The 24,976-nt window shown below is 47.2% G+C and carries 36 protein-coding genes; 7 read left to right on the plus strand and 29 right to left on the minus strand.

What is annotated here, in order from left to right; all coding sequences use genetic code 11:
- Window positions 1-2: 2 nt before the first annotated feature.
- Window positions 3-1,088 (minus strand): XRE family transcriptional regulator, encoded by a 1,086-nt coding sequence (locus ABDD95_RS19245; protein ID WP_345948977.1) that lies wholly within the window; start codon window positions 1,086-1,088, stop codon window positions 3-5.
- A gap of 76 nt (window positions 1,089-1,164) precedes the next feature.
- Window positions 1,165-1,683: an exonuclease gene (locus ABDD95_RS19250; RefSeq protein ID WP_345948978.1), complete on the minus strand. Its 519-nt coding sequence runs from the start codon at window positions 1,681-1,683 to the stop codon at window positions 1,165-1,167.
- A gap of 151 nt (window positions 1,684-1,834) precedes the next feature.
- Here ABDD95_RS19250 and ABDD95_RS19255 point away from each other — a divergent pair, with 151 nt between their 5' ends.
- Both ABDD95_RS19255 and ABDD95_RS19260 read left to right on the plus strand, forming a co-directional pair.
- The gene (locus ABDD95_RS19255; RefSeq protein ID WP_345948979.1) at window positions 1,835-2,800 is read left to right on the plus strand and encodes a helix-turn-helix domain-containing protein; all 966 of its coding nucleotides are present in this window, start codon (window positions 1,835-1,837) and stop codon (window positions 2,798-2,800) included.
- Window positions 2,791-3,558: a hypothetical protein gene (locus tag ABDD95_RS19260; protein WP_345948980.1), complete on the plus strand. Its 768-nt coding sequence runs from the start codon at window positions 2,791-2,793 to the stop codon at window positions 3,556-3,558. Before ABDD95_RS19255 ends, ABDD95_RS19260 begins: the two co-directional genes overlap by 10 nt.
- A gap of 75 nt (window positions 3,559-3,633) precedes the next feature.
- Here ABDD95_RS19260 and ABDD95_RS19265 read toward each other — a convergent pair whose 3' ends face one another.
- The 4 genes from ABDD95_RS19265 to ABDD95_RS19280 form a co-directional block, all read right to left on the minus strand.
- Entirely contained in the window at window positions 3,634-3,852 is a 219-nt protein-coding gene (locus ABDD95_RS19265) for a hypothetical protein (protein ID WP_345948981.1), read from the minus strand.
- 10 nt (window positions 3,853-3,862) lie between these two features.
- Window positions 3,863-4,384 carry a hypothetical protein gene (locus tag ABDD95_RS19270; protein ID WP_345948982.1) on the minus strand — a complete coding sequence of 174 codons (522 nt, stop codon included), beginning with the start codon at window positions 4,382-4,384 and terminating at the stop codon, window positions 3,863-3,865.
- Window positions 4,368-4,532 (minus strand): hypothetical protein, encoded by a 165-nt coding sequence (locus ABDD95_RS19275; RefSeq protein ID WP_345948983.1) that lies wholly within the window; start codon window positions 4,530-4,532, stop codon window positions 4,368-4,370. Before ABDD95_RS19275 ends, ABDD95_RS19270 begins: the two co-directional genes overlap by 17 nt.
- Before the next feature lie 74 nt (window positions 4,533-4,606).
- Window positions 4,607-4,927, minus strand: a complete 321-nt coding sequence (locus ABDD95_RS19280; RefSeq protein WP_345948984.1) for a hypothetical protein — start codon at window positions 4,925-4,927, stop codon at window positions 4,607-4,609.
- Between the two features lie 159 nt (window positions 4,928-5,086).
- Here ABDD95_RS19280 and ABDD95_RS19285 point away from each other — a divergent pair, with 159 nt between their 5' ends.
- From ABDD95_RS19285 to ABDD95_RS19305, 5 genes are all read left to right on the plus strand, one after another.
- Entirely contained in the window at window positions 5,087-5,416 is a 330-nt protein-coding gene (locus tag ABDD95_RS19285; RefSeq protein ID WP_345948985.1) for an RNA-binding protein, read from the plus strand.
- Window positions 5,417-5,700: 284 nt separating this feature from the next.
- Window positions 5,701-6,084 (plus strand): hypothetical protein, encoded by a 384-nt coding sequence (locus tag ABDD95_RS19290; protein ID WP_345948986.1) that lies wholly within the window; start codon window positions 5,701-5,703, stop codon window positions 6,082-6,084.
- Window positions 6,085-6,135: 51 nt separating this feature from the next.
- On the plus strand, window positions 6,136-6,507 hold the full coding sequence (locus ABDD95_RS19295; RefSeq protein ID WP_345948987.1) for a hypothetical protein: 372 nt from the start codon (window positions 6,136-6,138) through the stop codon (window positions 6,505-6,507).
- A complete protein-coding gene (locus ABDD95_RS19300; RefSeq protein ID WP_345948988.1) occupies window positions 6,504-6,710 on the plus strand; it encodes a hypothetical protein in 207 nt (68 codons plus the stop codon). The genes ABDD95_RS19295 and ABDD95_RS19300 overlap by 4 nt, the downstream gene beginning before the upstream one ends.
- A gap of 5 nt (window positions 6,711-6,715) precedes the next feature.
- Window positions 6,716-6,958: a hypothetical protein gene (locus tag ABDD95_RS19305; RefSeq protein WP_345948989.1), complete on the plus strand. Its 243-nt coding sequence runs from the start codon at window positions 6,716-6,718 to the stop codon at window positions 6,956-6,958.
- Between the two features lie 81 nt (window positions 6,959-7,039).
- Here the strand turns inward: ABDD95_RS19305 and ABDD95_RS19310 are convergent, their stop codons facing one another.
- The 23 genes from ABDD95_RS19310 to ABDD95_RS19420 form a co-directional block, all read right to left on the minus strand.
- Window positions 7,040-7,648, minus strand: a complete 609-nt coding sequence (locus ABDD95_RS19310; protein WP_345948990.1) for a hypothetical protein — start codon at window positions 7,646-7,648, stop codon at window positions 7,040-7,042.
- Between the two features lie 11 nt (window positions 7,649-7,659).
- Complete coding sequence (locus ABDD95_RS19315) at window positions 7,660-8,460, minus strand: DUF4099 domain-containing protein (protein WP_345948991.1); 801 nt, start codon at window positions 8,458-8,460, stop codon at window positions 7,660-7,662.
- Window positions 8,461-8,477: 17 nt separating this feature from the next.
- The gene (locus ABDD95_RS19320; protein WP_345948992.1) at window positions 8,478-9,710 is read right to left on the minus strand and encodes a zincin-like metallopeptidase domain-containing protein; all 1,233 of its coding nucleotides are present in this window, start codon (window positions 9,708-9,710) and stop codon (window positions 8,478-8,480) included.
- Window positions 9,703-9,870, minus strand: coding sequence for a hypothetical protein (locus ABDD95_RS19325; RefSeq protein WP_345948993.1), 168 nt, complete (start codon window positions 9,868-9,870; stop codon window positions 9,703-9,705). The genes ABDD95_RS19320 and ABDD95_RS19325 overlap by 8 nt, the downstream gene beginning before the upstream one ends.
- On the minus strand, window positions 9,863-10,363 hold the full coding sequence (locus tag ABDD95_RS19330; RefSeq protein WP_345948994.1) for a M23 family metallopeptidase: 501 nt from the start codon (window positions 10,361-10,363) through the stop codon (window positions 9,863-9,865). Before ABDD95_RS19330 ends, ABDD95_RS19325 begins: the two co-directional genes overlap by 8 nt.
- A 2-nt stretch (window positions 10,364-10,365) precedes the next feature.
- Window positions 10,366-10,800: a hypothetical protein gene (locus ABDD95_RS19335; protein ID WP_345948995.1), complete on the minus strand. Its 435-nt coding sequence runs from the start codon at window positions 10,798-10,800 to the stop codon at window positions 10,366-10,368.
- Between the two features lie 25 nt (window positions 10,801-10,825).
- Window positions 10,826-12,844 carry a type IV secretory system conjugative DNA transfer family protein gene (locus ABDD95_RS19340; RefSeq protein WP_345948996.1) on the minus strand — a complete coding sequence of 673 codons (2,019 nt, stop codon included), beginning with the start codon at window positions 12,842-12,844 and terminating at the stop codon, window positions 10,826-10,828.
- A 157-nt stretch (window positions 12,845-13,001) separates the two neighbouring features.
- Window positions 13,002-13,856 (minus strand): conjugative transposon protein TraN, encoded by an 855-nt coding sequence (gene traN, locus ABDD95_RS19345; protein WP_345948997.1) that lies wholly within the window; start codon window positions 13,854-13,856, stop codon window positions 13,002-13,004.
- Window positions 13,857-13,859: 3 nt separating this feature from the next.
- The gene (gene traM, locus ABDD95_RS19350) at window positions 13,860-15,086 is read right to left on the minus strand and encodes a conjugative transposon protein TraM (protein WP_345948998.1); all 1,227 of its coding nucleotides are present in this window, start codon (window positions 15,084-15,086) and stop codon (window positions 13,860-13,862) included.
- Window positions 15,083-15,526 carry a hypothetical protein gene (locus ABDD95_RS19355; RefSeq protein WP_345948999.1) on the minus strand — a complete coding sequence of 148 codons (444 nt, stop codon included), beginning with the start codon at window positions 15,524-15,526 and terminating at the stop codon, window positions 15,083-15,085. Before ABDD95_RS19355 ends, traM begins: the two co-directional genes overlap by 4 nt.
- Window positions 15,504-16,118: a conjugative transposon protein TraK gene (gene traK / locus ABDD95_RS19360; RefSeq protein ID WP_345949000.1), complete on the minus strand. Its 615-nt coding sequence runs from the start codon at window positions 16,116-16,118 to the stop codon at window positions 15,504-15,506. Before traK ends, ABDD95_RS19355 begins: the two co-directional genes overlap by 23 nt.
- 86 nt (window positions 16,119-16,204) lie before the next feature.
- Complete coding sequence (locus ABDD95_RS19365) at window positions 16,205-17,368, minus strand: plasmid transfer protein (protein WP_345949001.1); 1,164 nt, start codon at window positions 17,366-17,368, stop codon at window positions 16,205-16,207.
- A gap of 11 nt (window positions 17,369-17,379) precedes the next feature.
- Complete coding sequence (locus tag ABDD95_RS19370; RefSeq protein ID WP_345949002.1) at window positions 17,380-18,156, minus strand: hypothetical protein; 777 nt, start codon at window positions 18,154-18,156, stop codon at window positions 17,380-17,382.
- 4 nt (window positions 18,157-18,160) lie between these two features.
- Window positions 18,161-18,829 carry a hypothetical protein gene (locus ABDD95_RS19375; RefSeq protein ID WP_345949003.1) on the minus strand — a complete coding sequence of 223 codons (669 nt, stop codon included), beginning with the start codon at window positions 18,827-18,829 and terminating at the stop codon, window positions 18,161-18,163.
- Window positions 18,826-19,494 carry a hypothetical protein gene (locus tag ABDD95_RS19380; protein WP_345949004.1) on the minus strand — a complete coding sequence of 223 codons (669 nt, stop codon included), beginning with the start codon at window positions 19,492-19,494 and terminating at the stop codon, window positions 18,826-18,828. The genes ABDD95_RS19375 and ABDD95_RS19380 overlap by 4 nt, the downstream gene beginning before the upstream one ends.
- Window positions 19,491-20,153, minus strand: coding sequence for a hypothetical protein (locus ABDD95_RS19385; RefSeq protein WP_345949005.1), 663 nt, complete (start codon window positions 20,151-20,153; stop codon window positions 19,491-19,493). Before ABDD95_RS19385 ends, ABDD95_RS19380 begins: the two co-directional genes overlap by 4 nt.
- Before the next feature lie 5 nt (window positions 20,154-20,158).
- Window positions 20,159-22,642, minus strand: coding sequence for a TraG family conjugative transposon ATPase (locus tag ABDD95_RS19390; protein ID WP_345949006.1), 2,484 nt, complete (start codon window positions 22,640-22,642; stop codon window positions 20,159-20,161).
- Window positions 22,620-22,928 (minus strand): plasmid transfer protein, encoded by a 309-nt coding sequence (locus tag ABDD95_RS19395; RefSeq protein WP_345949007.1) that lies wholly within the window; start codon window positions 22,926-22,928, stop codon window positions 22,620-22,622. The genes ABDD95_RS19390 and ABDD95_RS19395 overlap by 23 nt, the downstream gene beginning before the upstream one ends.
- Window positions 22,929-22,931: 3 nt before the next feature.
- Window positions 22,932-23,237, minus strand: coding sequence for a DUF4134 domain-containing protein (locus ABDD95_RS19400; RefSeq protein WP_345949008.1), 306 nt, complete (start codon window positions 23,235-23,237; stop codon window positions 22,932-22,934).
- Window positions 23,238-23,326: 89 nt separating this feature from the next.
- A complete protein-coding gene (locus ABDD95_RS19405) occupies window positions 23,327-23,632 on the minus strand; it encodes a DUF4134 family protein (protein ID WP_345949009.1) in 306 nt (101 codons plus the stop codon).
- Between the two features lie 4 nt (window positions 23,633-23,636).
- Window positions 23,637-23,975 carry a hypothetical protein gene (locus ABDD95_RS19410; protein WP_345949010.1) on the minus strand — a complete coding sequence of 113 codons (339 nt, stop codon included), beginning with the start codon at window positions 23,973-23,975 and terminating at the stop codon, window positions 23,637-23,639.
- The gene (locus tag ABDD95_RS19415; protein ID WP_345949011.1) at window positions 23,972-24,337 is read right to left on the minus strand and encodes a hypothetical protein; all 366 of its coding nucleotides are present in this window, start codon (window positions 24,335-24,337) and stop codon (window positions 23,972-23,974) included. The genes ABDD95_RS19410 and ABDD95_RS19415 overlap by 4 nt, the downstream gene beginning before the upstream one ends.
- Window positions 24,338-24,340: 3 nt before the next feature.
- Complete coding sequence (locus ABDD95_RS19420) at window positions 24,341-24,964, minus strand: ParA family protein (RefSeq protein ID WP_345949012.1); 624 nt, start codon at window positions 24,962-24,964, stop codon at window positions 24,341-24,343.
- Between the last annotated feature and the right edge of the window lie 12 nt (window positions 24,965-24,976).

A 24,976-nucleotide genomic window follows, 5' to 3' on the forward strand; every position in this document is an offset into this window, starting at 1 on the left:
CATTAGTTTCTTACATTAAAATTTAAAACATTCAGTTCCTTCTTTAAATTATCAATTTTCTTCCCACTCAATTCCGCGGCCTTAGACCAGGACAAACGCCCTTCGGTCACGCCTTGTGTAACCATATTATTAAACCTTGTCGCCTTTTCCTGGCAATTAAAACGGCCGAAATCATTGGCATTATCACCGCCACTATACCACTCATTATACATCTGCCACCACTCATTATGCGTGCGGTTATCAATAAACTCGGTTTGCCTTGCCCTGATGATTATGGCTTGTATAGAAATGCCATAAAGCTCTTTGATCCGTTTAAGTTCCGCCAAAGAAATTGACGTACGATTTTTCCCAAACTCTGCATACAATGATTCGTCCACGATCAGTACTGCCCCAGCGAAGAAGTTACAATAAAACTCCATCTTATCGTCAGAGAAGCTTTCGTCAAATTTCAATACAATGTGCCCGAGTTCGTGAAGCGCAGTAAAGCGCTTACGTTCGAGTGTGAGCGACCTTTCGTTCAGTACGATTATCGGTATATTCTTATTTAACTGCCCGCTTAAGCCACAGAAATCTTCCGCCCGGCTTACCTCTACCACGAACACCCCTTTAGACTCCAACGTTTCAACCACATCCAGGATAGGAGAGTTACCGATCTTCCATTTCTTCCGCAGCACTTTAGCTGCCTTTTCAATATCCTTTTCGTTATTGATAACCATATCCTCCAAAGGATTCTCAAATTGCCGGACATAACCCATGATCTTTTCCAATTCCAAAAACTTAGCGATGTAGTCGATCACTTTATCAGTTACCTCTTTTAGATGGCTCTCTACATCAAAGATCTTGTGGGCATCCCTAAACCTGATATTCTCAAAGTTCAAACTGGTAGCTGCGCTTTCGTAAAAAAAGGAATAAGGTACATTAAATAATTCGGCCATTTTCAGTAAAGTATCGGGGCCTGGCTTAGAATGACCTTTCTCAAATTTAAAAATAGATTGTTTGGCTACTCCGACTTGATCAGCCAATTGCTGATAGGAGAAGTTCAAACCCTCCCGCAAATCTTTAAGCTTTAATCCTAATAAATTTTCCATATTCAAACATACGGAATCGTAACCTAAAAAACAAATAATTATTTTTTTAGGTTACGATATCGCATAAAGTGCGATGCTATAAGGAAATTTTTATGTTATGCTCTTTAATGATGGTCAAAAATGCTTCCGCGTTGCCTAAGGCATCCTCAACAGGATTATGCGTATGTCGTGTCTGACGAAGATGTTTGAAGTTTTTAGAAGTATCCTTAATGATGCCTTTATAAAAACTCCCCAAATTTTGAGAGCTATAACCGAATGGGTTCAAGTTTAAGAAGTGATGAAAATACCAGCAAATGAACATCCAGTCATATCCGTTGTTATCGCTGATAAATACAGGTTTGCCTTCGCTGTTGGCACTTATCCATTCTGCAAAATTATGCATAACCGTATAAGGGTCATCAAATGAAAATACTTCCTCACGGGTAAATCCAGAGATGGCAAGCGCCTCCAGAAGATATTGATCACTTATCGGTTTTAGTTTACCATAAAACGTACGGGATAGATCATCGCCTACAATAACAGCTCCAAAGCATATCATAGAATAATCTCCTGGTATCGGCCCGTCACTCTCTACATCAACCATTATATAAGCCATATCGTCTTCAATTAAAAGCGATATCAAGTTCGTTAATTTTAACGACTTCAGGTGATATCATCAGGTAAATATTCGAGCAGTATTTTGCTAACACAATAATGCACACTAACATCTATTTTGTTATTATGCAAATATTTGTTATTATTGTATAATGGATGAGTTGCTGGACTATTTGTACCGAAATTTTGCGATTCAGATAGAGGCCAAGCAGGCAAGTAAGGAATCGACCTCGCGCCTTCCTCTTTATCTGAAAGGAAATTATACTTTTTATGAGAGTGAACTGTATGGTCGTCCCTTGCTTTTCGCGGCCGTGCGAGAAGAAGCAGAAGTCACGCCGGAAAGACTGGCCAAACAAGGGAATGAATTACGCAGGATCTTCAAACGCCCCGTGGTGTATGTACTGGCTGACCTTGCTTCCTGGGACAGAAAACGTCTGATCGAGCGGGGAGTCGCCTTCGCGCAGCCAGGCCGCCAACTATTCCTGCCCGAACTGTTGATCGACCTGGGAGAATTGCGTAATACGGTGCAGCATGTGGTTAAACCTGATGAGCCAATGACTTATGCGGCACAGCTAGCCGTCCTTTATCATTTGCAGATGATATCTTTGGAAGACCTGCCATTAAACACTATTGCCGAGAAACTGAATTACTCCGCAATGTCTGTTTCGCGTATCGTTAAAGAATTGGAACAATTGCAATTGATAGAACTGTCCGGCACGAAGGAGAAGCGCATACGATTCCTTGCTCAGGAACCTCGCTCGCTTTGGGAACAGGCAATGCCTTTATTACGCACGCCGATCCGCAATGTATATTATGTAAATGAGTTACCACAGCAGACTTTAATGAGCGGCGATACCGCTTTATCCCAATACACCCTGATCTCTGCGGGAGATCAGCCATCTTACGCAGTTGCGAAAGTAAAACTAACAACATTGCCAACAGCCGCGAATCATCCACGCTATGGCCGATACCGGCTGGAGACCTGGCAGTATCCCCCACAACTCCTTGGCAATGCAAAAACGGTAGACAAATTATCCCTTTACTTAAGCCTGAAGGAATCGGACGACGAACGTATCCAGATCGCATTAAATGAATTATTAACACAATTATGGTCATAGGTTTGGACCGTTTACGGTCATATTTTGAAAATTACCAGGAGCATTATATTATAATCGGAGGAACCGCCTGTGAGATCCGATTTAGTGAAAGAGAGATCGATTTCCGTGCGACAAAAGACATTGATATGTTATTGATCGTTGAAGCGCTGGACCGTCCATTCCAGGAACAATTCTGGAAGTTTATTCGGGATGGTAAGTACGTAAACCAGTTTTTCGATGGTGGAGAGCGAAGGTTCTTCCGCTTCAGTAACCCACAGGCGGAAGGCTTCCCCGTTGTCGTAGAGCTGTTTTCACGAAAACCGGATGGCATTGAGTTGCCGGAAGACTTTCATTTAACTCCTGTACCGACCGATGAAGCCTTATCCAGTTTATCCGCCATGTTGCTGCATGATGAATATTACCAGTTTACATTGACCAACTGTGATACGTTAGACCAGCTACGGATTGCCAATGAACGTGCATTGATCGTGCTGAAAGTAAAAGCATTTTTAAATAACCGACAGCGCAAAGCCGAAGGCCAGCAAATACAGCAAAATGATATTGATAAACACAAGAAAGATATTCTCAAACTGGTCACCACGCTCAGCGGAGAGGATAGGGCCGATGCCCCCGATATGATTAAAGCAGATATAGCGGCCTTTATCGAAGTAATGAGAGAAGAAAAGCCAGACATCAGGGCAATGGCCAAAGCAGCTGGAGTGGGTGCCATCAGCTTGGATGAGCTATTGGAACAACTGGCAGCGGTCTATGAGATTTGAAACAGGTTTTAGTCCTGAATGATGTTGAATATACACGACAGATATCCATATTGAGCTTTTTTGTCGCCCCTGCCATTACAGGCTTCCTGAAATATCGAGTAATAGTTTTTTAAATTTTTCTTTGTTAATTACCTCAAAGAAGGCAATATCTTCGACTGATTTTGCTGCACCATTAAGCACCTCTGTCAGGATCGCTCTTAGGTCGTTTTTATTGAACAGCTTAACCAGTTCGGGACCAGTTCTGTCCATAAAACAAGTTACCAGTCCGTCTATTGCAAAAGGTGTAATTTTCATGATCTTTTATTTATTGCTCGAAGGAGACCACAGTTCTTAATCTTGCGAAGATCGGGGTGGTGTTGCCTTCTTCTTCATTGGATTCGTCCCAATAACCTTTGTGTCTGTTATAGCAGCCCGTCCTTTGTACGCGTAAAAGCATCGAGTTGAGTTCGTCAGCTTCGATACCAAATTTATTCTTGATCTCATTTTTGAAATCCGCCCAATAGGTTGAGGTGCGTTGCGCCGGATTCAGTTCGCGCGTATCGCTGGCTGCATGCTTTTCGAATTCGTATTTAACAGAAAGGATGAGAAATTCACGCTCGCTCAGTTCATTGAAGATCTGTTCGATTTCCTCAAATTCGTCCATATTAAGTTGGTCTCGGTAGAGGGATTTGAGGATCTCCGCAAATGCCTTAATCTTAAGCTTGCTTCGATTAAGCAGCACATAATTGACAGTCGCAAAATAGGCGTGTAAAAAACCATCGTCCTTGATCAGGTCTTCGGTGAGTTCGACATCGCCATTGGCCAGTTGTTCAAAAAATGTCCGCATCTTTTTCCGCTTTCATCTTATTGATGTAGCCACTCAGGATCGTATCCGTTGCGGCACCGATCGGCAGGCTTTGGATCAATGCTTTAATAACTGGCTGGGCCTCATATTTTTCTTGCAGGTTGATCAGGGCTGTATCGAGGTTGTCCATTAACAAATTATTTTAATTTCTTCAATAGCACTTAATAAATATAAACTCCACCCGTTCGATGACTGCATATTCCTTTACCATACTCTGATAGCCTGTTTTATGAGTGGGCTTGTCGTCAGTTTGGAAGACGGCATAGATCCCATGCCTGTTATTAGCTTTAAGTATTTTTCCAGTTTGACCTTATACGCATTGCGATAGTTGGTATTCTGTATTTCGTCATTGTGCAAGAGCTTTAACTCGACCATGACCGGCCCGTATATTTCGTATTTAACGAGGTAATCATACTTCAGATCATCATAGCTTTCAACTTCGGGGTAAATGTCCGTTGCACGAAAACCTTTGCCGGCATTGACTTTTCGAACGCTATTTTCAATGTTTTTTGGATTCCGTGACAATGCAATATGCTGAATGCAGGATAACTGAACATTATCAATGATTAAAGATATTGAGAAACTAGAATTAATCTTCGTTAGAACGGTGAGGTTCATGCTGCGTTTGTTCAATGAAATACTGTTAAGATCAAGTCAAAACGATTATTTATATTAGCAGTGATTATGGCTAAACTGTTTATCGTGGGTTTCCCCAAAGACTTCCAGCAGATCGCACTTGTGGAATTGTTCAGCCTGCACGGAACGGTCAATACCGTGACTTTGGTGACAGATAAAGAAACAGGCCAGCCAAAGGGTTACGGATTTATTACAATGACTGATGATGCTGGGGCAAAGCGGGCCATTGCCGCCCTTGATGGGACAAAAATGGAAGGCCGTACAATTAGCGTTCGCTTTGCCGATGAAAAGTCACTGCCAATATCAAATGCTTCAAAACCAGCTGAAGCGATCCGCGATAACAGGCTCAAAAAGCCCAAACGACCACGGCGTCATTAAACCGCCGGAAAGTTTCCTTAGTGCCGAGACAGCATTCTTAAAGGGTCTCAATAACGTAGATGGCACAGCCCTGGCTGCTGTGCGACACTTCCTATTAGTTTGCTTAACTTAGCATCATGAGGAACCCCATCAATCTGCAGATTCAGCGCGCTGACCGTTACTAGAGCATAGTAGAAGTAGCACCTGTATTAATTGAGCAAGAAAACTATTTAGTTAATACCGGTTTTTATGACCTTTATGAGAGATACCCGAAAGATGACAGCGAACTGTACAACGCAGCGGAATTGCGGGATAAATATTTAGCAAACTTTGCACTAACCGGTAAAGATCATCCCGGGTTTTTAGGTGAGCTGCTTTTTACCGGACTGGACTTTTTCGAGTGGAAATATAACGGTACACAGCTCATCAAAGTTGAGGTATTGCAAATTGTTGATTGCATTCAGGATTACGCAAGTGCCCATAGTTTGAATTTCAACTTTAGCCGTAACCAAGTAGTTGATCAGATCAGGATTGAGAAATATAAGGGTTACTACAAAATTTTCATCAATGATGTCTACACTGCACAGATCGAGTGGTTGCAGGAAGAATGGGTAATCACCGCCGGCAGTATAGGCGAGCCGGATCTAAGAGCAGAAGTGATTAAACGCATCAACGCGAATTCTGGCTGATTATTCAAAAGATAGTTTGGCTGTTATTGCTCAAATGGATATTTTAGCCGTATGCTTGATCCGATTTACCTGGAAAATGACCAGGTTATTGTCCATGCCTTCGGACCTGAAGATGTGAAGCGTTATGAAGCTTTAGTTAAAGATATTTATCAACTATTTTCAGATCCGGACACGCTCCGTTTCATCCCCGAGAAACGGCTCCGTTCTGTTCAGGAGGCAGATAGCTGGCTTAAAAACACCATCTTGAATTTTCATTGTGACCGTAATTTTCTGCATTTCGTAACTGATAAAAAATCCGGTAAGCTGTTGGGGATGATTGACATTTTACACCCGGCACGATCAAAGAGCATTACCATTTACCCAGGTATTATCATTTTATTGAATTTTACCTACGCGGCACGGCAAGAGGGAAAAAGATCATGAGTAAGATCTTACCGGCCTTTCTGGCAGAATTGAACCGGAGAGGCATCACCGAAGTCGGTGCGGCGGTCAGCAGGGAGAACGGTGCAGCAAGGAGAGTGCTAAATTATTCCGGCTTTACTTTCGAACGCAACTTCGATTCCCGACAGAAACTTTTTCAATTCAGCCAACTCACCTCACAGTATACCTGGCGTAAAGTCAGTTAATTGATATGGTCACGCTCTACGAATTTAATATTAAAAACTTAAATGGCCGGGCGCAGATCGCCTGGCAGGGTGAACATATCGCAACTCGTACGGAGGGTGATCAGCGTATCCTTTTATTTTCACTTCCGGATTTTTATGCAGAAGTATTTTATGATACCATAAACAACGAAATAATCGATTGCCGCGGATTTACAGCACTACACCTGCTATCTCCCTACATCGAAATAGGCCCTGAAAACCCCGAATGATTAAAATCCACCGCGAGTTGAAATTTGTTAAGCAACGGCTTTTATGGCTCATCACTATATTGAGACCATTATAAGATTATCCTATGCCCGTCTTTCGAGTTGATGCAAATAGGAAGAAGCAGATTTCGGTTTATAACTATGTATTCGGAATCGAAATCCTGATGATCGCTCGAAGGCATTCAGACTGAAACTATTTTGTGTAAAAACGAAATGCCGTGATCGGAATATCACTGTCAGGCACTCGTCACTCCTTAAGGAAATGGAAACAGGTAGTTTTCGTAAGCTGGCAGCTGCCTTTAAATCGGCAATGCGCCCGAACAAATCTTTTCCAAAAATAAAGGCACAGGATTTACCCTCGCAGCTATCCCTGATCAGGGATAGCTGCGAGGAATGTAATCCTGAACCGGTTGCTACAAGCAGTATCCGGTTAAGATCATCAAACAAATGACGATGGAGCGTTAAAAAGGCGATCAGTTCCATGGCCGAATGACCAATGATCAAATGTCTAATACCTGGATCATCAAGCGCTCCGGCGAACCATAAGCCTTGGGTTACAGGTACCCAATGCCTGCCCGGACCGAATATCTCATACCCGTCGCCAAACGAAAATGAAATATTTCTGTTCTGATCAGTCTCCAGGTATGGTAAGCAATGCTGCTGGATGATCGCTGGAATCCCTAGCTTAGTCAAATAAGGATGCATCAGCGTGAAATTCCTGAACGGGAATAGCCCCGCGAATACTCATCTTTCATTGCGAAATCCGGAAGGGTAGCTTTCGAGGCGTTCTGTTCGCGCATATCTTCCAGCGCCTGGCGGTAACCGGGGCTCATCCTGGCCCGTTCTTTCTCGTCCTGCTTTTCACCCAGCAGGGCATGCAGGCCTTTATAAAGCATAAAGGACAGGCCGCCGTCTACCAGGATAGACGCAACAAGCGCCAATTTGTTAGACCGTATGCCATGGCTGTCCCCACCCGAGAATTGGATGATCGTATCGTCGGGGAGTTCTACGCTCTTCCCTTTCCGATAGCGTTCTTTTTGCTCCATGGTAAGCTTTTCGTTGTTAATCAGATCAGGCACGATGATCTTTTCGGTGTCAGTGATAATAAACTCCCGTGTTTCCGGATCATATTCCACCAGGATGTCTTTGGGCTTGCCTTTTTCGTCCTTAATGATCTTCCGAATATTGACCGCCTGACCTTTTTGCAATTCTTCGGCCTCTACATCGGTCAGAAATTCGGGGTATTCCGCTTCCTTATATATAGGGTGAAGTAATAATTCCGGTTTTCCATTGGCGTCCGGGCGAAGCGAAAGCTTGGCGTCCAATTGCGCAATATGAAACCCATCCATTGACAGGTCGGCAAGTCGGACCATCTCCGTCCGCCTGCCGGCAAGTAGCGCCTGCAGCGCTCCTGGCTCGATCTGTAATTTGCCGTCTTTAGCGAGCCCAATCTTTTCGAGCTCTGCCAATGGCAATTCCCTTTCATTAAATATTTGCTGAGTCATTGTAAATTGGTGATTAATTAACGTTTCATACCCTGGCTAGGCGCTTGTTCCTGCTGGGCCATTTCCATTTGGTGCGCGAACTCTACTTTGTCTTTCGTTGCATCGTAGTAAGCCATTTGTTCCACTTCCCGTCCTATCGGGTTGTTACGCGCATTGACTAAGGAAGTATACAAGCCATCTTTAGGACCCAATTTGAATTTGTTACCGGTATTCAGTTCCACCATCTGGGCGGTCTTACCTTTCAGTATAGCGAGGACACGGTATTCCGCTTCCTTATAAGAGATTACGTCTCCCTTATTCAGGACGTTGTCATTAGTTTTGGCGGCAACATCCTGTTTCAAATCGCGCTTATTTTCTATATCCAGCACAAAATCAAAGATTTTTTGGGCATCGGCAGAGGCTTTATGCAGTTCGAAAGGCTCGTCTTTAAGAATTTTGATCCAGGAATCGACGTAAGCGGCATGCTGGCCGAAGTTGTGGCCGATATTCAGTTCACTGCCAATCATAAGCGACGCGATTTCCGCACGCAACTCTTCCCGGGCATAAGCCTCGGACCCGAACTTGCCTTCCATAGGCCTGTTCAGTCGGGTCTCCGCGCCGGTCCAGTGCCCGAGCTCGTGCAGCAGGGTGGCGTAATATTTAGCAGCTGAATCAAATTGCTCCTTTTTGGGCAGCTGGATAAAGTCTTTGGTTAAATGATAATACGCTTCGTTACCGCCATGTTTGATCTTGGCTTGGCTGGCACTCACGATCTGTTCTGCCTTTTCGACCGGAGACCATTGCTGCTCCGCTTGTTTCGCGTCATAAGCCTCTTTCCATTCGGGAATGCCCTTGATCTGTTCGCCGTTAAATACCCAGGCATTGGTGATGACTGGTTTCTCCAGTTTGACGGTCTGCATTTTGGCTTTGCCGTTTTCATCCAGCACCTTTTCACCTTTCTCATCCAGCAACGGCTTCAGGTCGGTGGTCTTCACAAAATTAATGAGAGTGGCCTTGGCGCCTTTCTCGACGCTCCATTTTTGAAATGACGCTTGTTTAAGCGTCATCCACCTGGGATCCTGGCGGTCCTGCATGGCCAGCCAGAGCGCGTTCATGCCGCGATAATTTTTTCCGGTCGTTGGATTGAGCGGGGTCATGAAACCGGCAGTATGATCGTCGGTCCATGGCTTTTGAAAGGGTGATGTTCCTGCCTCCAGGGCAGCGATCAATTTTTCTGCGACCTGTTCGTGCAGTGCTTTAAAATTACTCATGGTCGTATCCTCCTTCTTCTAAGATTAAAAAATCAGGTTCGAGCAGGTCAGCACCCTGTATGTCATACAGGTCCGCTTCTTCTGCGGTCAGGGCTATCTCCTGCAAGCCAATCAGCTCGCGGAGCTTTCGTGTCAGTGATATTTCTACGGTGCTATTCATGATTAGCCATATTGGGTAATTGATGGCCGGCCTGGCTTAAAAGCAATGCTTTCATTAAGGCCAGCGGGTTTAAAAATCGATGATAGAATTTGATGGCAAAATGCAGGTGCTCACCGGTCACCTGGCCAGTGGCACCGGTCAGACCAATGGGACTGCCGACCCTTATCGTATCGCCTTCGAGTACCCAGCATTGAGACAGGTGGCCATAGCTGCTCTCCAATCCTCCGCCATGATCAAGATTTACATAAAGACCTAAGCTGTGATTGTATCCTGACTTGGTTACCCTACCGTCTAATACTGCAAACACCGTATCGCTGCGTGCAGCCAGATCTACACCGGCATGAAACTTTACTTTTCCGGTGAGCGGATGAACCCGGTATCCATAGCGCGAATTCAATTGTAGATCATCGAGCGGCAGGCTGAAACTGCCGGGAATCTGTGCCCTGGCAAGAATTGAACTACTGATGAGCATCAGATAAATAAGCGCTTTCATGGTTACCGCCCGATCTTTGCAGCTGGCGCCCGCTGCTGTTCCTGAACTTCAGACTTCTTAATACCAAGGTGATCATCCAGCGTGTTCATGGCATGTTTGAGCACAATGTCATTACCAAGCGCCAGTTCCATCGCTGTCTTGACCTGTTTAGAGTTACCATGCTGCTGGAGCAGGTTGATTTGAAAGAGCATTTTAAAGTCGTTCTTCTCCAGTTCTTTAAAGTTGGCGATCAGATCACGATAAAGCCTGTCGGGATTCTTCAACACCATTAGCGCATCTGTGGCGTAAAGCGCTTGTTCGCCCTTGCCAAAGCTGACAAAGACATCGTCTCTTCCCAGGTCGGCGGAAGTAATGATACCGATCTGACCCTGTTTCTTTGCCGGGTCAGACGGCAGTTGCGGGTGCACCAAAACAAGGGTGCCTGTTAGTTCATCCATGGTCATTTAGAAAGTAAGTGAGTTATTAATGAGTATCGGCACCATTCATGGATGCCTTGGTGACAGTTGGGCTCTCAGGAGCGGGCTGCGCAAAACGGGCGACGATTGCTTCTACCTCGCTATTAATGCGAAAGAAATTCTGCCTTAGCACCTGGTCCTTCTGGTCACCGAAATCATAAAAGGTAGGTAACTCGCGGTAACCGGCCTCTTCAGCTTCGATCTCATCCCGGTCGAGGTTCACCTTACAGTTGATTGCGGAGGTTGCGAACTGGCCGGTATAGTGGTCCTGGACATCCTGTGCGATCAGGCCAACCATCTCGCCCGTATTTAGCGAGGCGATTTTGCCTGCCGGGATCAGCGATTCCAGTTTTTCATTAAGCGAGGTAGACGTCTTGTTACGGTCAATGGACAATCCTTCGCCGATCTGTTTATTCTTACCGAATAGTTTTTCCAGCCAGTCGAGCGTTTCCTTATTGCGCACCGAGCCGGAAAGCACATTTCCGGTCACTGCAGTGATCGTCGCAGCGGTATCTTTGCCGTACTGCTGCTGGAACTGCGGCAGTTCCTGCAGGCCAAGCAGGATGCTGACTTTGTTGGAACGAGCGACGGCAATCAAATTCTCTACTTTATGTACATACAGCGTGGGCACTTCGTCGATGATGAGTGCCGAGGGCAGGTTGCCCTTGCTGTTGATCAGCTTGGTCAGGCGGTTAAGGATGACCGAATAACAGGCCGAATTAATATTCTGGGTGTTCGGGTCATTGGCCAACACCAGGATACCCGGCGCCTCTTTATTGGAGATCTTCAGATCAAAATCATCACCGGAGAAGACCCAAAACGATTCTTTGGTGGCCAGACGGCTAATGAATATCTTCAGTGTACCAACCTGACCCTCTAATTGATCAAATGCCTTGGCCATAAAGGCGCTTTTGAAAGGCGACAGTAGGGAAACTAGTTCTTGTTCGGAAAACAGAGTATTAAAGATCTCCTCGTAGCTCCGGTTAAGGAATGACAGCACATGCGGCAGGCTGGAATATTTGCCGCCCTCATGCTTGCTGAAAAAGTAAACACAGGCCGCTAAGAAGTTGATCGCCGACTGCGTAAAGAACTGATCGCTGCCACCTGATTTATCCCCTTTTTTGAGAGCCTCGACCAAACCCTCGGCACTCTCGGATGCTTCAGCAAGCGTAGTGATATAATCGCTGCGCCAGGGGTTGATCCGCCTGCTTTTTTCCACCTGGTTGAGATTGACCACATGAAAGTGATGCATACGGCATTTGCCATTTTGTTTAGCCAGGAGGTAATGGTAATAGGCGACCTTCCCCAAGTCGGGATACTTGTAATCATAGATACAAGCGCAGAATTCTTTTCCGATCAATTGCCGGATAAAAGGATTTACAATGCCAAACGATTTACCGCTGCCCGGTGTCCCAATCAGAATGCTACCACGAAAGGGGTTTACCAGATTAATCCAGCCATCACGCACTTTACCTTTATAATAGAAAAGCATCGGTATATTGACCGAGTATGGCGTATCCACGCGTTTAATAGGTTGCATAAAGCTTTCGCCTTCTACATTCCAGATGTCTTTACCAAGCCCGGACCTGATGATTTTGGAAATATTATCCATGGCAATGCTTGTAAGCAAAGCGCCGGCAAAAGAAAAGACGATATAGCTAAGGTTGTACCAACTGGTATAGGGAAAAACCATGCCAGACGGCCGGTTATAGCACCAAAGGCTACCAAAAAAGAACAGTAAACCGGACGACAACGGGTAAACGATATGTTTTTTGGGGTCCAGATCCATTTTCTTTTTTGCCAGTGTACCAATACTGACCAGGCAAATCAGTGACAGCGTGGCCAGCTTACTGTAAAACAGGTTGTCGTAAAGTGAAATCCGGGCGATCTTCACCAGTGCCGGATGAAAAATGCCCCAGACAGGTGCCCGGATGTAAATAAAGATGGCAGCCTCCAGAGCGACCATCACATAAATTGTACATTGCAGAAAGCCATGCAACTTTTGCTGTTCACGCGTCTCTTCCATGAATTATACATTAAATATTAAAAGATTGAAAAGAACTCAGACCAACGTCTGCTCCTTCGTCTGGTATATGGATTGTATCAACTTGAAAGATCGTGTGAGGGGATAAAACCGGGTGATTGCTGTTTTCATCGCAAACTATCTTGATGTAAATGAGGCCCTACGGTACTGGAATGATATCTGCATCGAGAATATCCTGGTAAGGGACCTTCAAGGTAATTGTGCGGCCGGACAGTTGCTTTTCACTGAGTTCGACGGTCAGCAGCTTATTACCCGGGAAAGTAAATTTTTTGAAGACAAAGATGTTGCGGTAATGCTTTTTAAAAAAGGAAATATCAAACAGCACAAAGTCCGGCTTAATCTCCAGCGTTTGAATGGTCGTAGCCTTTGTCACTTTTTTATCCTCGATCTTAAAGCGCAATTCGTCGATATCGTATTTGAGCCTCGTTTCGTTCTCAAAGCTGATATCCAGGAAGATATAATCGCCCAGCGTATAGACATGCCCAAGATTGGCTCTGAGCCCGTAAGCCTTACTATGCTCAAGGTGCTTGTCTGGCTTTTGGCCCAGCAATGCTACTGAATACTGCTGAAGCTGGGGCCGCGAAAGGTTGGTGCCCGGATAGTCCAGCGGCCGGGTATCAGCAGGCAGGATTTCGATATCAGAGCGAACCGGCAGTGATGTGCCTTCCGCGGCGAAGACCAGGCGGTACTGGGCGATGAACTTTTCACCTACGATAGTTAGCACGGCATCAACAGCCAGACTCGCTGTTCGCAGAGAATCCGCCCGACGGCGAAGGCGCAAAATGTTTTTCACGGGCAGGTCGCCGATAACTGCCTTCGTGGAGATGTCTACGTACTGGATCGGTTCGGGAGAGACAAAATGAACAGAAAGATCTTCCGGCAGATAGATCACCGGCAGTGCGGCCTTTTCAAAGCCGCTGGTAGAAACGGATTGGGCAAAAGCATGCCCAGCAGTCACCAATATGACCGCTAAAAGAAAGCGTAATTTTTGCATGATTTAGTGATTTTGCAGGGCATTCTGCTGCGCCTGCGGGTCAATTAAATAGATATAGGAATTGTATTTGATCTTCGCCTTGTTCTTGCGGATAGCGCTGGCAATGGCGGAAGAAGTGGACTGGAACATTTTGTCCAGGGTGCTCATCAGGAACTGGCTGCCGTTCTGTGCACCACCGTCGATGGTAACGCCTTGCATGGAGTTGCCGCTCAGGTCCTTGGTAAAATCCCGGAAAGCGGAGGCCGGCACATATAGTCCGGGCAGACCATCCTGATCGTATACCTCCAGCTTAACAGGCAAAATGTCATTACCGGTCAGCACGGATTGCACGGTAAGCGTAACCCGCTGACCCTGGAACCCGGAGATCAAAGCATACAAATAGGTGCCTTTTTTGATCAGCATGCGGCCGGCATAAATATCATCAAGCAGCCGTAGCCGGATCCGGGATCCTGCATAACCGGTGACATTCTCATCAATTATGGCCGTTATAAAGTTCTCCTGCTTTTGCGGCATCACCGTATTAAAATCATCCGGTTGATCAAGCGATTTACGGACCTCCAAAACCGGCTGGCTTTTTCGTATAGCCTCGGCTTTGGCTAGTACCGCTTTTTTTTTCATTTCTGCCTTATACTGCGGATCATTAGTCTTGCTCATGCTGTCCATGTAGGCCATCTGCGTTTTGAACAACTCCATTGGATCCTTTTCCGGAAGCACAGCGGTGGCACCCGGCGAGGTCGGTGCCCTTCGCCGTTGGGCGGACAAGTTGGACAGGGCGGCAGCCAGCGCCTTGTCATCAGAAGTGCTACCAGCCGCCGGATGGCGGCTACTTACTGCCGCATAGGATATAGAGGAACGATTGTTTATCGCTTGATTCCCACTTCCGTATTGCTGTTTCATTTGCTGGTCGATGGAATCCAGTTTGCGTTGTTCCTCAGAACTATACCTGCTTATAAAAGCCGGGTTACCGGTTGTTTCGGCCCCGATTGGATTGACCGCCGTATAGCCATCCGACTCCTTATAGGTATTCCGAAAGGCATCCAGCTTACCGGAAAGCCCTTTCCTTTTGACGTCGGGCGATACATCGCCCACGTTTTCCTGAATGCCAGTCTCGGATTTTACCGAGGTTTGCTTTTTCGCAGCGCTGCTGTGCCAGACATAGAAGAAGAGGCAAAGAAAAGGCAGGATGATCAGGGGCAGGATATATTTGGGCTGCTTAAAATTGATCTTCATGGTTTCTGGTTTAAATGATTTTGTAATTGATTGAGCCGGTCCAGTGCTTTTTCCAAATCGGCGCTATCTGCAGGGGTAAGCACAGGCTTGGCCAGCAGTGCCTCCACCTGCTTTTTAAGCGCCAGGGTTTGCTGTAAGGCCGAAGTGGTCGCCAGGATCTGATCGAGCCCGTCACGGACCGGAGCTATCTGTTTTTCTGCTGCCGCCTTTGCAGGAGTGGTTGCAGGTGCAGTAGCTTGCGGCTGACGGAACAAGGTGAATGACAGGACCAGCGATAAGAGGATGCAAAGCGACATACCGATCAAGGTATATCTGGGATTTTGTTCCAATAGCTTCCGGATGATCCGGCCGGCCTTTCCAAAATAAACGGCAAACTCTTTTTTTAATTCGCCCCCGAGCGTATCGCCCGGATCACGATTAGAATGAATTCTTTTGAACATTTTCAAGGTCTTTATTTTCAAGGGTTTTCCAATTGGTGATGAGCACGCCGTGCGGATTATTATCGGACCGCGGGATATCTTTCAGGTTACCTTCTGTGATCAGTGAGCGGACAATGGTCGAGCTGCGCCGGTCAATCTTTAATTTCCCGTAAAAGCGAAAATATTTGTGCGGCATATCAACCACAATAGAATCCGTTTGCAGGGTCAGCACGGAGCTGGAGGAAAGGATCGAATTGAAATATCCTTTCTCTTTCAGGTTGTTCATTTGCTGGGCGCCGGATTCATCGATCAGATACATCGATTTTTTCATCTGGTACTCGATGTATTTATCATCAGGGGTCAGTGAAAAGAAAATAGCATGGAATAAGTCGACATGTGCACGGTATTCTGCAGGCCGGTTCATGGTTACATCCGTTTGTTTCGCGAGGATAGGCACGTTACCATCGAGAATATAAACGCTTTGCCGGGCGCTGAGCACCTGTCGGTAAGCGTAGCTGCAGGCCAGGCCAGCGATGATCACCGCTGCGATGAGGCTGCCGATAGCGACCGTCGTGGCCAGCCGGATCTTGGATTCGATATTTTTAATGAGCATAATAATGAAATAAAAAGCCGCCTGCAGGGGTGACAGGCGGCCGGATAAACAGGAAACAGAAGGAAAAAAGTAAAACTATGATGGGATTAAAAGAAACTGCCGGAAGCTTTTTTAGCCAGTCCGCCTACCGTTGCTGCGCCCCTGCCAAAGCTGGAAGATGCGGAAGTAATGCCGGAGGTCGAGATGATCCAGGTGGATATACTCGGCACCGTGAACATACAGATGGCGCCGACCACGAACGTGATAATCACGGTACCGAAGGAAAGGACGCCATTGCCGGCAAATACGGTCATCTTTTCAATGCTTGCGTTCAGACCGTCCTCGCCCACGAGCTCCTTGTATTTACTGATCTCCGAGGTTAGTGCATACTTTTGGACCAGTGAACACAAATACATCACCAGGTAACCGATACCTGAATAGAGATTGACAGATACAAAACGGGCAACCCAGGTGCTGAAGCTGTCGCGGAAGGCGGGCAGAATACTCACGGCTATTGAAAACGGCCCCAGAATGACCAAGATCGATGAATAAATGATCTGGATCATAAATATGATATACACCGCGATCCTCAGGATCCAGATGCCCGCAAGTTCGAGCAACTGGGTGAAAAGCAGCTGCAGGCCGATCGTAAGCCGGTTCTTGAGTTCCAGTAAAGGTGACACGACGGTCGAAATGCCTTCCTTGACGGTGCTGGTCACGGAGTCCCAGGCCCTGCCGTACCAGGTATCCGATTCTTTGGCGGCCACTTCGGTTTGCGCCTGGTAGGTATACAGGGAATTGGCAACTTTGAGCATATATTCCGCCCGGACGAAACGAAGGTCATTGACATTATTCTGCTCGGACTTATACATCTCTTCCGTTTGGGCTGCAATCATGTCGGTAGGAAACGCGACGACCTTGGTAAAACCACCCCACCAAAGAATGACCATCACCAGGCCAAAGGGCCTTAACAGCGGCATGATCTCCATGCGCTTATCACCCGCCATCATCTCATAAGATTTGATGGCAAAGAAAATGATCATGAATATGGCGGACAATGCCTTGGCATCGGTGATGAAGAGGCTGAAATGATCCCATAACGAATTCTTCAAACCTTTCAGGATGGTCATCATGCCTTCTTCGTAAACATCGTTACCTTGCAGGAACTGTAAGGTCTTTTTGTATTCGGGATTAGGTGTGACCTGCCCGAAGCAAATAGTGACACCCAGCAACATCAGCAAGCCGAGTATCAGTGTAGCTTTTCTCTTCATAAGGGAAACATTTAATATTTTCGGTCCGCTAACACTTTATTAGCGATCTGTACATCGGTGGCAGGTGTCCTGTCACCGATCGTGACCCGCCCTTCTAATGCCCGTGCCTGGCCCTGGGTCATTTGCCGGTTCATGGCAGCGGTGGCTGTCCTCGTAGCCCAGGCAGCTGCAAGCTCGCGGTATTGCAACAACATACGGTGGTAGGCGATAATCCGCGCACCACGGTCCATATTGACGCTGCGGGCCGCATCGAGCCGCTCTTTCAGCATATCGAGTTCCCGGCTGTACCAGTTGTAAATACCTTCGCTCACCACGTCGCTGCGAATGGCCGGGGGAAGGCTGCCCATGATGGTAGCTTCCGAATGCTCCAGCACCGGCTTCAGTTCTTTCGAGTAGTAAAGCAGCCATAAAGGATCAGTGCCGGAAAACAGGCCTTCCTGATTCGCGATCTCTGACAGTGCCGAATTGCGGAGCGTGTCGGCCTGCAGCTTATAGCTGTTATCCGTACTGTTCATCGTGCCGACCAAAGCCAGTCGTTGCGTCTGCGGACCTGAGGGGCCTAACGGACGAAGGTCAGTCTTTTTATAACTCGGCATCAGACCCCAGGTGAGCCAGTAATAAGGGCTCAGACCCAAGAAGCCGCTGCCCGGCTTAAACTTATTCTGGTCCCATTGCTTGAAGACCATGCGTTCCTGCTGGTAGCGGATCGCTTCATCGTTGATCGGCATCTGGGCATAGGTTTGCTGCAAATAAAACAGGCCTATTAGCATTAGAAATATTTTTTTCATAAAATCATTGTTTTAAGTATTTGGCCTGCCGGATGATGTCCGCGACAAAGACCTTATCGTTATTGATAAAAGCGGCATAAGGATTGACCGACGCGATGATGCCGCGCTGCTTCGCCCAGAACATCGCTTTCCAGGCGCCGTATGCCATGCCGTCGATGATCTGTAGTTCCCGGCGGACGTGATTCAATAACTGGTCACGTGCATTGTAGTCCGCCAGCACATTGCTGTCTTTCTTAAGCACAAAACCCGATACGTCGGTGACGAGCCGAGTAGCGCGGCCCCTGATCTCGTTAGCATAACTTTCGGCAAATAATAAAAGATAGGGTTCCGCCCTGGCCATATTTAGGGTCTGGTCGGTATAATTCAGGATATCGCTGACGATCACGGCGAGGTCCTTGACGACGAGGCCGTTCTTCAGCGCCGAATTAACGTTGGCCAGTCCATTGTATATGATCGTTTGAGCGAGAACTACCGAACCGACATTCGTGTTGATCGTTTGCAGGTTGTTATCAATTTGGGATAAATAATGGCCATGGGTAACTTCCGCGGAGCTTTGTACGGAACCGTTTTCGATCACCGACTGATAGTGCTTCGGGTCAAATACGATGCGCTGCGCAAAGCAACAACCTATGTTCAGCCAGCTAAAGAAGGTCAGGGTAATTAAAAGTTTCATGGTTTAAGATATTTGGCGTTGGTGATAATGTCCTCGATCAGCGACCGGTCCGTATCGACATAATCCTGAAAGGGATTGAGCGTACGGATGAGCCCGTTCAGGTTGACATATTGCATGGAACTGGCAAGGTTACGTGAAAGGTCGTCAATGACACTTAACTCAGAAAGGATGAAATCAAACAGGATCCTGCGGTCTGACATTTTCATTTGGTTCACGTCGCCAATGGAGGCGCTTAGCCCGACAAGATAATTGACCAGGCTGTGCGCCTTCCCAACAAACTCGATCTCGGTCTGGTAAGCCAGTGCAATGATCGCGGGGTTATCCCGGGCCAGTTGGTACAATTGGGTCTGGTTACCGATGATCCGGTTGACCATAGGCGTTGCCTGCAGGCCAATGTTGGCCGCATCGATGGCGGTACCCAGTGTGTTGTAACGACGCTGCAAAGTGCGGTAAGTATCTTTTAATTTCGCGAGCATCGTCTTATTATTGGCTTCGTTCGCGGTAACAACAGTTTGGTTATTACGCGCTTCGGTTTGAAGTTTATTTTCAGACTTGGAATAATCCACAAGCTGCCAGATGCCCGGTATGTTGAGCGCGCTCTTTTGCGCATGAGCACCTGTCAACCACAGCAGTAAGATTAACGGGCTTAAGATCATTGTTTTCATTTTTTCAGGTATTTAGCTTCGGATAAAACACTATTGGCGATCTGAACGTCCATGTTCTGCCACTCGGCCCAGGGGTTGAGTGAAGCCCAGATACCACGCATCTTTGCCCAGTACATGGCCCGCTGCATTCCGTAAACAATCCCGCGCAGGATGCGCAGCTCACTGGCTATATGATTAAGGAGCTTACCTCTTTCACCCGAGTCCATGAGGTTATCTTTCCCGCCTTTGAGCACAAAGCTGCTTACTTCCGCGGCAAGCAAAGTAGCCCTGCTTTGGAAATCACGCGCGCCCTGTTCGGCGAATAGCAACAGCGCCGGATTAGCCTTGGCGGTTTCTACCGCTTTGCCCACATCCTTTACAATATCGTTGCCGATATCAGCGATCTCCTTGATGGTGGTGAGGTTATTCAACACGCTCGCCACCTGGCTAAGACCGGTATAGATCTTGTTCTGCATGTCATTGACAATGACCAGTTGCCCGGTTACCGCCAGCTGTCCCCGCTGTATAGCGGTCAGATTATTGTTGGTCGTATTGAGTTGTCCGTTAATGGTCGAACTGTGTGTCAGCATGGCCGCCGAGGTGACCGGGTCAACGTATAGTACTTGTCCATCGGCAAGCCTTGCCGCCATGAACATAAATAGCAAAAGGTATCGTTTCATAATGATCAATTAGTGATGGTTAGCGGACGTCCGGCCGAATTCACTGCCGTTACAAATTCGGTAAGTGACTTACCGCTTTGCCGGAGATCGGTGACAAATGCATCCAGCCCGTCCGTATATTTTCCGTAATGACGGGTATAGATCTCCACCGCAGATTTTTCCGGCTTTTCCGTGGTGTAGACCAAATATTGCTCGATCGACACTTCGACGCCGTACACTTCACCGACCTGGCCGCGGCGGATATAGACTTCCTTGAACAGGCCGCGGTTCTCCTTATTATCGAGCTGGTTGGTCGTAAAGATCTTGCGCTGTTCCGTTTCGGTAATAGACAGGAGCTTGGCGACCTCTTTAAAGTTTTCCAGGGCTTTGCTCTGATCCAACAGGATGACGGTATCGGAATTATTGATAATACTGTCCTTGACGATGGGGTTGCTCAGGATATCACCTAGTTCCTGGGTTACTTCGATGATCTCTCCCCAAAACTTACGAACGGTCTTGTTCAGATACAACAGGAATTCCGCCATGATCGGTGAGGCCAGCGCCTTCCAGGCCTCTTCCAGAATCAACGTCTTGCGTCGGTCCTTACGGTGACGCATTTTTTGGATGAAAACATCCATAATGATCAGAGTACAGATCGGAAAGAGAACCTTGTTATCTTTCACATTATCAATTTCATAGATAATAAAAGGCTCAAAGAACAGGGATTCATCAGCGGCTTCGTTCAGGATCGTTTCATATTCCCCGCCCCGGTAGAATTTTTTCAGGACGTAGCGGAACTCGTCCAAATCGAAAGGGATATGGTCCTCGCTCTTGATCTTCGGGATCTTGTAGAGTGCGAAGTCGTAGAAACTATTAAAGTTGAGTTCAGTCACTTCGCCGGCTGCGTCCTCTCCGTAAGTAAGCAACGGGTTGAAATAAGCGTTGTAGTAAGCGCTCACTACGTTGGAGATCACGTCCCGTTCCACCGTGCTGATCGTCCCATCGGCTCCCTTCCACAACAGCCCGGTCAGCGTCACCAGGAAATCCTTCTTTTCAATATTATATTCATCGGCTTTTATCTGGAAGGGGTTCATCGTGATCGGCTTATCCTCCGTATAGGTGACGTACTTACCGTTCTTAAACTGGTTGAGGCCGGTATAAGAATGTCCGACATCCACAATAACCACGTCCATGTTAAAGAGCAGGTATTGCTCTACCAGGCTATTGATGAAAAAAGATTTGCCCGTACCCGAACCGCCTAGTACAAAGCGGTTCCGGTTGGAGATCCTGCCGGTACGCATCATCAGGTCAGAAAGGTCGATCCCGATAGGGATGCCTTGCCGGTCGGTAAAACGGACCAGGAACTTGCTGGGGTCATCTTTGGGCAGGCTTTCTTTGAAAAACAGGCAGAGCGCCGCATCACAGGTGGTCAGGAACCAGTCGTAATGCTGGATCTCGACGCCATTGCCGGGCAAGGCCGTGCGGAAAAGTTCCAGTTGGTTATAAGCATTCTTGCTAACGATAATGCCAAGGCCGAACAGCGCGTTCTCAATATAGTTGGCCGCTCGCTGCAGGTTTTCCTGTTTGCAGGTGACCATGATATTAAAGTGGGCCCGGACCAATAACTGGTTATCCCTCGCCACATCACGCAGCAAGTGGTCGATATCTTCCACACAAAGCTGGTTAACGGGATCGGGAATACCAGAGTGCCGCTTCTTTTTTACTTCCAGTTTGTTCAGCGTTATCTGCTGGGAAGGGATCTCGATCATCTGGTTATAAATGATCGTTTCATATCCCGGCACCTTATGCAGGAAGTTCAGCACATCCACCGGGAAACCTTTCATGGTATCCTTATCGTTCATTTCGATATGGGTGCCTACCTCTGAAGGCAGATCGACATTGTCCGCATTGACCAGGCTGATGCAACGTGTGGCGCGGCTCCCCATCTGGAGTTCGGTATCTGTGGGCCGGATATTATCCAGTACCAGGCTATCGCCGCTAAAGTCCATAGCCAGTACACTAATCATCAGCTTGTTGATCTCCTGCTTTTTGAGCAGGGATGGGTGGCATTTAGAAGCTCCCAGTATCGACACAACTTTAGTCACCGCCTGCCGGAATTCCTGCAGGACCTTGGGATCATAAACATAGAAGCGTCCTTTCTTAGGTTGCCTGGTGATGGTCAGGTAAGTGCTGATCCGGGTGTATTCCCGACCCGCAAAGTGGGCATTGTATTTATCCTGCAGATAATCATCATCTTCCTGGTAGGGATAGACCACCTTGCTGAAAACATCCTGCTTCTGCAACAAATAACCGTCTCCAAGGATCTTAACCAAGCTGGTAAAGATGCTGTGAAACTCGTCATAAGCTACCGCTGAGGCGGCATATCTGGTAATGGGATTGGTGATCTCGATCACGACTGAGAATTCACCCTTTGCGCCGTAGAGCAGGTCATACTCGTGATAGGTATCTGTACCTAAATAAGGTAACTTAAATTCGTTTTTTTGCGGCATAAGCTTGGAGATTTTTAAGGTTTGCGCGGTGTGCGTAGATGCCTGGCGAACGGGACTTGCTATGCAGCCCGCCTTTTTGCCGGCCGGCGGTATAAAACAGGCCGCCGACAATGCTGCCGACCAGCACAACAGCGCCGACCCACATATTGACGAGCGCCATGGTGATGGAGCCGGCAACCAGGCCGAGCAAAAGGCAGCCTACCCCCCAATAGATGAATTTGCCTTTGAAGCCTTTGAAAACAAGGGGCCGTTCCAGCCCCTTGTAGACAGCGAATCGTTTGGCCATGGTTTACAAGCCAAAGAAGGCTTTGATAATCAGCGAAGAAAGCACGAGAAAGAGACAACTGCCTCCCCATCCCATTAGCTCTTTATTAATATCCTGATCACCGCTGTTCCATTTGGAGTAGACACGGATACCACCTACGATACCGACGATACCACCGATCACCAGCGTGATATTGGTCACCGGGTCTACATAGGTCTTGAGGGTACTAGTGGCAGTATTCAGGCCGTTAACGCCACTTTGGGCGAAAGCCTGTAACTGCGTAATAGCCAACAGCATGGCCATAGCGACCATTTTTTTTGTTCTCTTCATTTGTTTGTTCGTTAAAAATTGAATGGTATTGGGTTTAAAAAAGAAAACCGCCCCGGCCGGTAGCAGCTTGATCTTACAGCAGAAAATAACTATATGCCAAAAATAGCGCGGACGAAGGCGCCCATCAGGACCATAAAAAGTGAGGCGAAGAACCAGGCGGCTACCTCTGCTGTCATCCGTTCTTTACCCACTTGCCAGTTATGATAAATACGTACAGCGCCAACGATCCCGAATATGGCGGCAAGCACGAGCGATGCATCCAGCGAAGAAAAGAAAGACGAGGTCAGGTCCTGCCTGGCTTGCTGCATTTCGTTCAGTCCGGGCTGTGCAGATGAATGATATGCCAAAATGCATAGGAGTAATTGCAATAGCGTTATTTTAGGGATTTTTTTCATCACGCTAAAAAGCTACCTTTCCGGTAAATTGAATGGCCTCAGCTTTGCAGAGTGCAATGACTTCGCTAAATGGCACACCGCCGATACCAACTGATTCGGGCACGGCGCTCTTTTTTATACTTCGTGCTGTTCCGGCTGACGCATCATCCGGAATCGGCTCTTCTGCGTCCGAAGCTAACGGCGCAACCTGCTGCGCAATGACCGGCTCTTCAAAAGTCAGTTCAGCATTCAGTGCGGCGCCTGCCTTGTGGTGAACAGTGCCGGCCACATCGGTCAGAATGATCACCAGGTAATAGAGCGTATAAACACCGGTGATCGTAAGAATAAATTGAAGCCAGTTCATGAGTCGAGTTTTTGAATAAATTGTTTAATGATCGTTTTTAGTTCCGGGTGCAGTGCGAACAGTTCACTGACCGCATAGGCCACCAGTTTGGTCACATCGACACCCGTTGCCATTTTAAAATGGTTCATGGTCTGCAGCGTTTTGGCATCAAAGCGCACATGCACCATGCTCTTGTGGTCCGAATTATCGTAAGCCCGGATGAGCGCCAGGATGGCCTGTGTTTTAGAGGCGGAAGCTGCCCGGGCTGATTGTTCAATTTCACCGTTGGTAACAGTTTTGCCGGTTTTGGTCGCAGCTTCCTTTTCTGCGGGCTGCCCGACCTTGCTGCGCAGCTGGTCGGCTAAGGATTTGATATCGCTCATAGCTTACTTTTTAATATAGGATTGATAGATTGGGTCGAAGACGTCCGTCGTGATCGGGGAAACCGTCAGCGGTGTCTGCTGCGTATTGACCCGTTGAAAGTCAATACGGTCAGGGATCTTCTTGGTGATCGTTCCAAACTTTTCCAGTTGCTCATCTACGTCCCGCTGCGTATCGTAACGTACGTTCGCTTTAAAGCGGTTGGGAATAAAATGGATCGGTACCCTGGCGTTGATCTTACGCAGCACAATGGAAAAAAAGATGGTCGACTCGAAGCTCATCTCATCATAAGAAAAAGGACACAGCACCAGGTCGGCTGATGTGAAGATGGGGATCAACCCGTCATCATCCAACTTGCCGGGAAGGTCGATCAGGACGATCTTGTCGGGATTGCTCAATAAGACCTCCGCCATATCCGGGAAATGTTCCAGTCCGGCTGCGACCACCTGGTAAGACTCCTCGTTCTCCAGCATTTTGGCTTTTTCATACTTTTGAGATAGGGATTGCTGATAGTCCAGATCCAAAACGATGACATCTCTTTTCTTAGAAATAGAAAGGTAGTTGGCCAGTAGCAGCGTAAGCGTACTTTTTCCTGCGCCACCTTTTTGGTTGCCAATAATAATGACCATATCGTTTAATTT

The organism is Mucilaginibacter sp. PAMB04274, from assembly GCF_039634385.2.
Lineage (GTDB): Bacteria > Bacteroidota > Bacteroidia > Sphingobacteriales > Sphingobacteriaceae > Mucilaginibacter.

Coding starts and splice junctions, on each gene's coding strand:
- ABDD95_RS19245 (WP_345948977.1), bottom strand. CDS start 1,088: ATGGAAAATTTATTAGGATTAAAGCTTAAAGATTTGCGGGAGGGTTTG.
- ABDD95_RS19250 (WP_345948978.1), bottom strand. CDS start 1,683: ATGGCTTATATAATGGTTGATGTAGAGAGTGACGGGCCGATACCAGGA.
- ABDD95_RS19255 (WP_345948979.1), top strand. CDS start 1,835: ATGGATGAGTTGCTGGACTATTTGTACCGAAATTTTGCGATTCAGATA.
- ABDD95_RS19260 (WP_345948980.1), top strand. CDS start 2,791: ATGGTCATAGGTTTGGACCGTTTACGGTCATATTTTGAAAATTACCAG.
- ABDD95_RS19265 (WP_345948981.1), bottom strand. CDS start 3,852: ATGAAAATTACACCTTTTGCAATAGACGGACTGGTAACTTGTTTTATG.
- ABDD95_RS19270 (WP_345948982.1), bottom strand. CDS start 4,384: ATGCGGACATTTTTTGAACAACTGGCCAATGGCGATGTCGAACTCACC.
- ABDD95_RS19275 (WP_345948983.1), bottom strand. CDS start 4,532: ATGGACAACCTCGATACAGCCCTGATCAACCTGCAAGAAAAATATGAG.
- ABDD95_RS19285 (WP_345948985.1), top strand. CDS start 5,087: ATGGCTAAACTGTTTATCGTGGGTTTCCCCAAAGACTTCCAGCAGATC.
- ABDD95_RS19295 (WP_345948987.1), top strand. CDS start 6,136: ATGCTTGATCCGATTTACCTGGAAAATGACCAGGTTATTGTCCATGCC.
- ABDD95_RS19300 (WP_345948988.1), top strand. CDS start 6,504: ATGAGTAAGATCTTACCGGCCTTTCTGGCAGAATTGAACCGGAGAGGC.
- ABDD95_RS19305 (WP_345948989.1), top strand. CDS start 6,716: ATGGTCACGCTCTACGAATTTAATATTAAAAACTTAAATGGCCGGGCG.
- ABDD95_RS19315 (WP_345948991.1), bottom strand. CDS start 8,460: ATGACTCAGCAAATATTTAATGAAAGGGAATTGCCATTGGCAGAGCTC.
- ABDD95_RS19320 (WP_345948992.1), bottom strand. CDS start 9,710: ATGAGTAATTTTAAAGCACTGCACGAACAGGTCGCAGAAAAATTGATC.
- ABDD95_RS19325 (WP_345948993.1), bottom strand. CDS start 9,870: ATGAATAGCACCGTAGAAATATCACTGACACGAAAGCTCCGCGAGCTG.
- ABDD95_RS19330 (WP_345948994.1), bottom strand. CDS start 10,363: ATGAAAGCGCTTATTTATCTGATGCTCATCAGTAGTTCAATTCTTGCC.
- ABDD95_RS19335 (WP_345948995.1), bottom strand. CDS start 10,800: ATGGATGAACTAACAGGCACCCTTGTTTTGGTGCACCCGCAACTGCCG.
- ABDD95_RS19340 (WP_345948996.1), bottom strand. CDS start 12,844: ATGGAAGAGACGCGTGAACAGCAAAAGTTGCATGGCTTTCTGCAATGT.
- traN (WP_345948997.1), bottom strand. CDS start 13,856: ATGCAAAAATTACGCTTTCTTTTAGCGGTCATATTGGTGACTGCTGGG.
- traM (WP_345948998.1), bottom strand. CDS start 15,086: ATGAAGATCAATTTTAAGCAGCCCAAATATATCCTGCCCCTGATCATC.
- ABDD95_RS19355 (WP_345948999.1), bottom strand. CDS start 15,526: ATGTTCAAAAGAATTCATTCTAATCGTGATCCGGGCGATACGCTCGGG.
- traK (WP_345949000.1), bottom strand. CDS start 16,118: ATGCTCATTAAAAATATCGAATCCAAGATCCGGCTGGCCACGACGGTC.
- ABDD95_RS19365 (WP_345949001.1), bottom strand. CDS start 17,368: ATGAAGAGAAAAGCTACACTGATACTCGGCTTGCTGATGTTGCTGGGT.
- ABDD95_RS19370 (WP_345949002.1), bottom strand. CDS start 18,156: ATGAAAAAAATATTTCTAATGCTAATAGGCCTGTTTTATTTGCAGCAA.
- ABDD95_RS19375 (WP_345949003.1), bottom strand. CDS start 18,829: ATGAAACTTTTAATTACCCTGACCTTCTTTAGCTGGCTGAACATAGGT.
- ABDD95_RS19380 (WP_345949004.1), bottom strand. CDS start 19,494: ATGAAAACAATGATCTTAAGCCCGTTAATCTTACTGCTGTGGTTGACA.
- ABDD95_RS19385 (WP_345949005.1), bottom strand. CDS start 20,153: ATGAAACGATACCTTTTGCTATTTATGTTCATGGCGGCAAGGCTTGCC.
- ABDD95_RS19390 (WP_345949006.1), bottom strand. CDS start 22,642: ATGCCGCAAAAAAACGAATTTAAGTTACCTTATTTAGGTACAGATACC.
- ABDD95_RS19395 (WP_345949007.1), bottom strand. CDS start 22,928: ATGGCCAAACGATTCGCTGTCTACAAGGGGCTGGAACGGCCCCTTGTT.
- ABDD95_RS19400 (WP_345949008.1), bottom strand. CDS start 23,237: ATGAAGAGAACAAAAAAAATGGTCGCTATGGCCATGCTGTTGGCTATT.
- ABDD95_RS19405 (WP_345949009.1), bottom strand. CDS start 23,632: ATGAAAAAAATCCCTAAAATAACGCTATTGCAATTACTCCTATGCATT.
- ABDD95_RS19410 (WP_345949010.1), bottom strand. CDS start 23,975: ATGAACTGGCTTCAATTTATTCTTACGATCACCGGTGTTTATACGCTC.
- ABDD95_RS19415 (WP_345949011.1), bottom strand. CDS start 24,337: ATGAGCGATATCAAATCCTTAGCCGACCAGCTGCGCAGCAAGGTCGGG.
- ABDD95_RS19420 (WP_345949012.1), bottom strand. CDS start 24,964: ATGGTCATTATTATTGGCAACCAAAAAGGTGGCGCAGGAAAAAGTACG.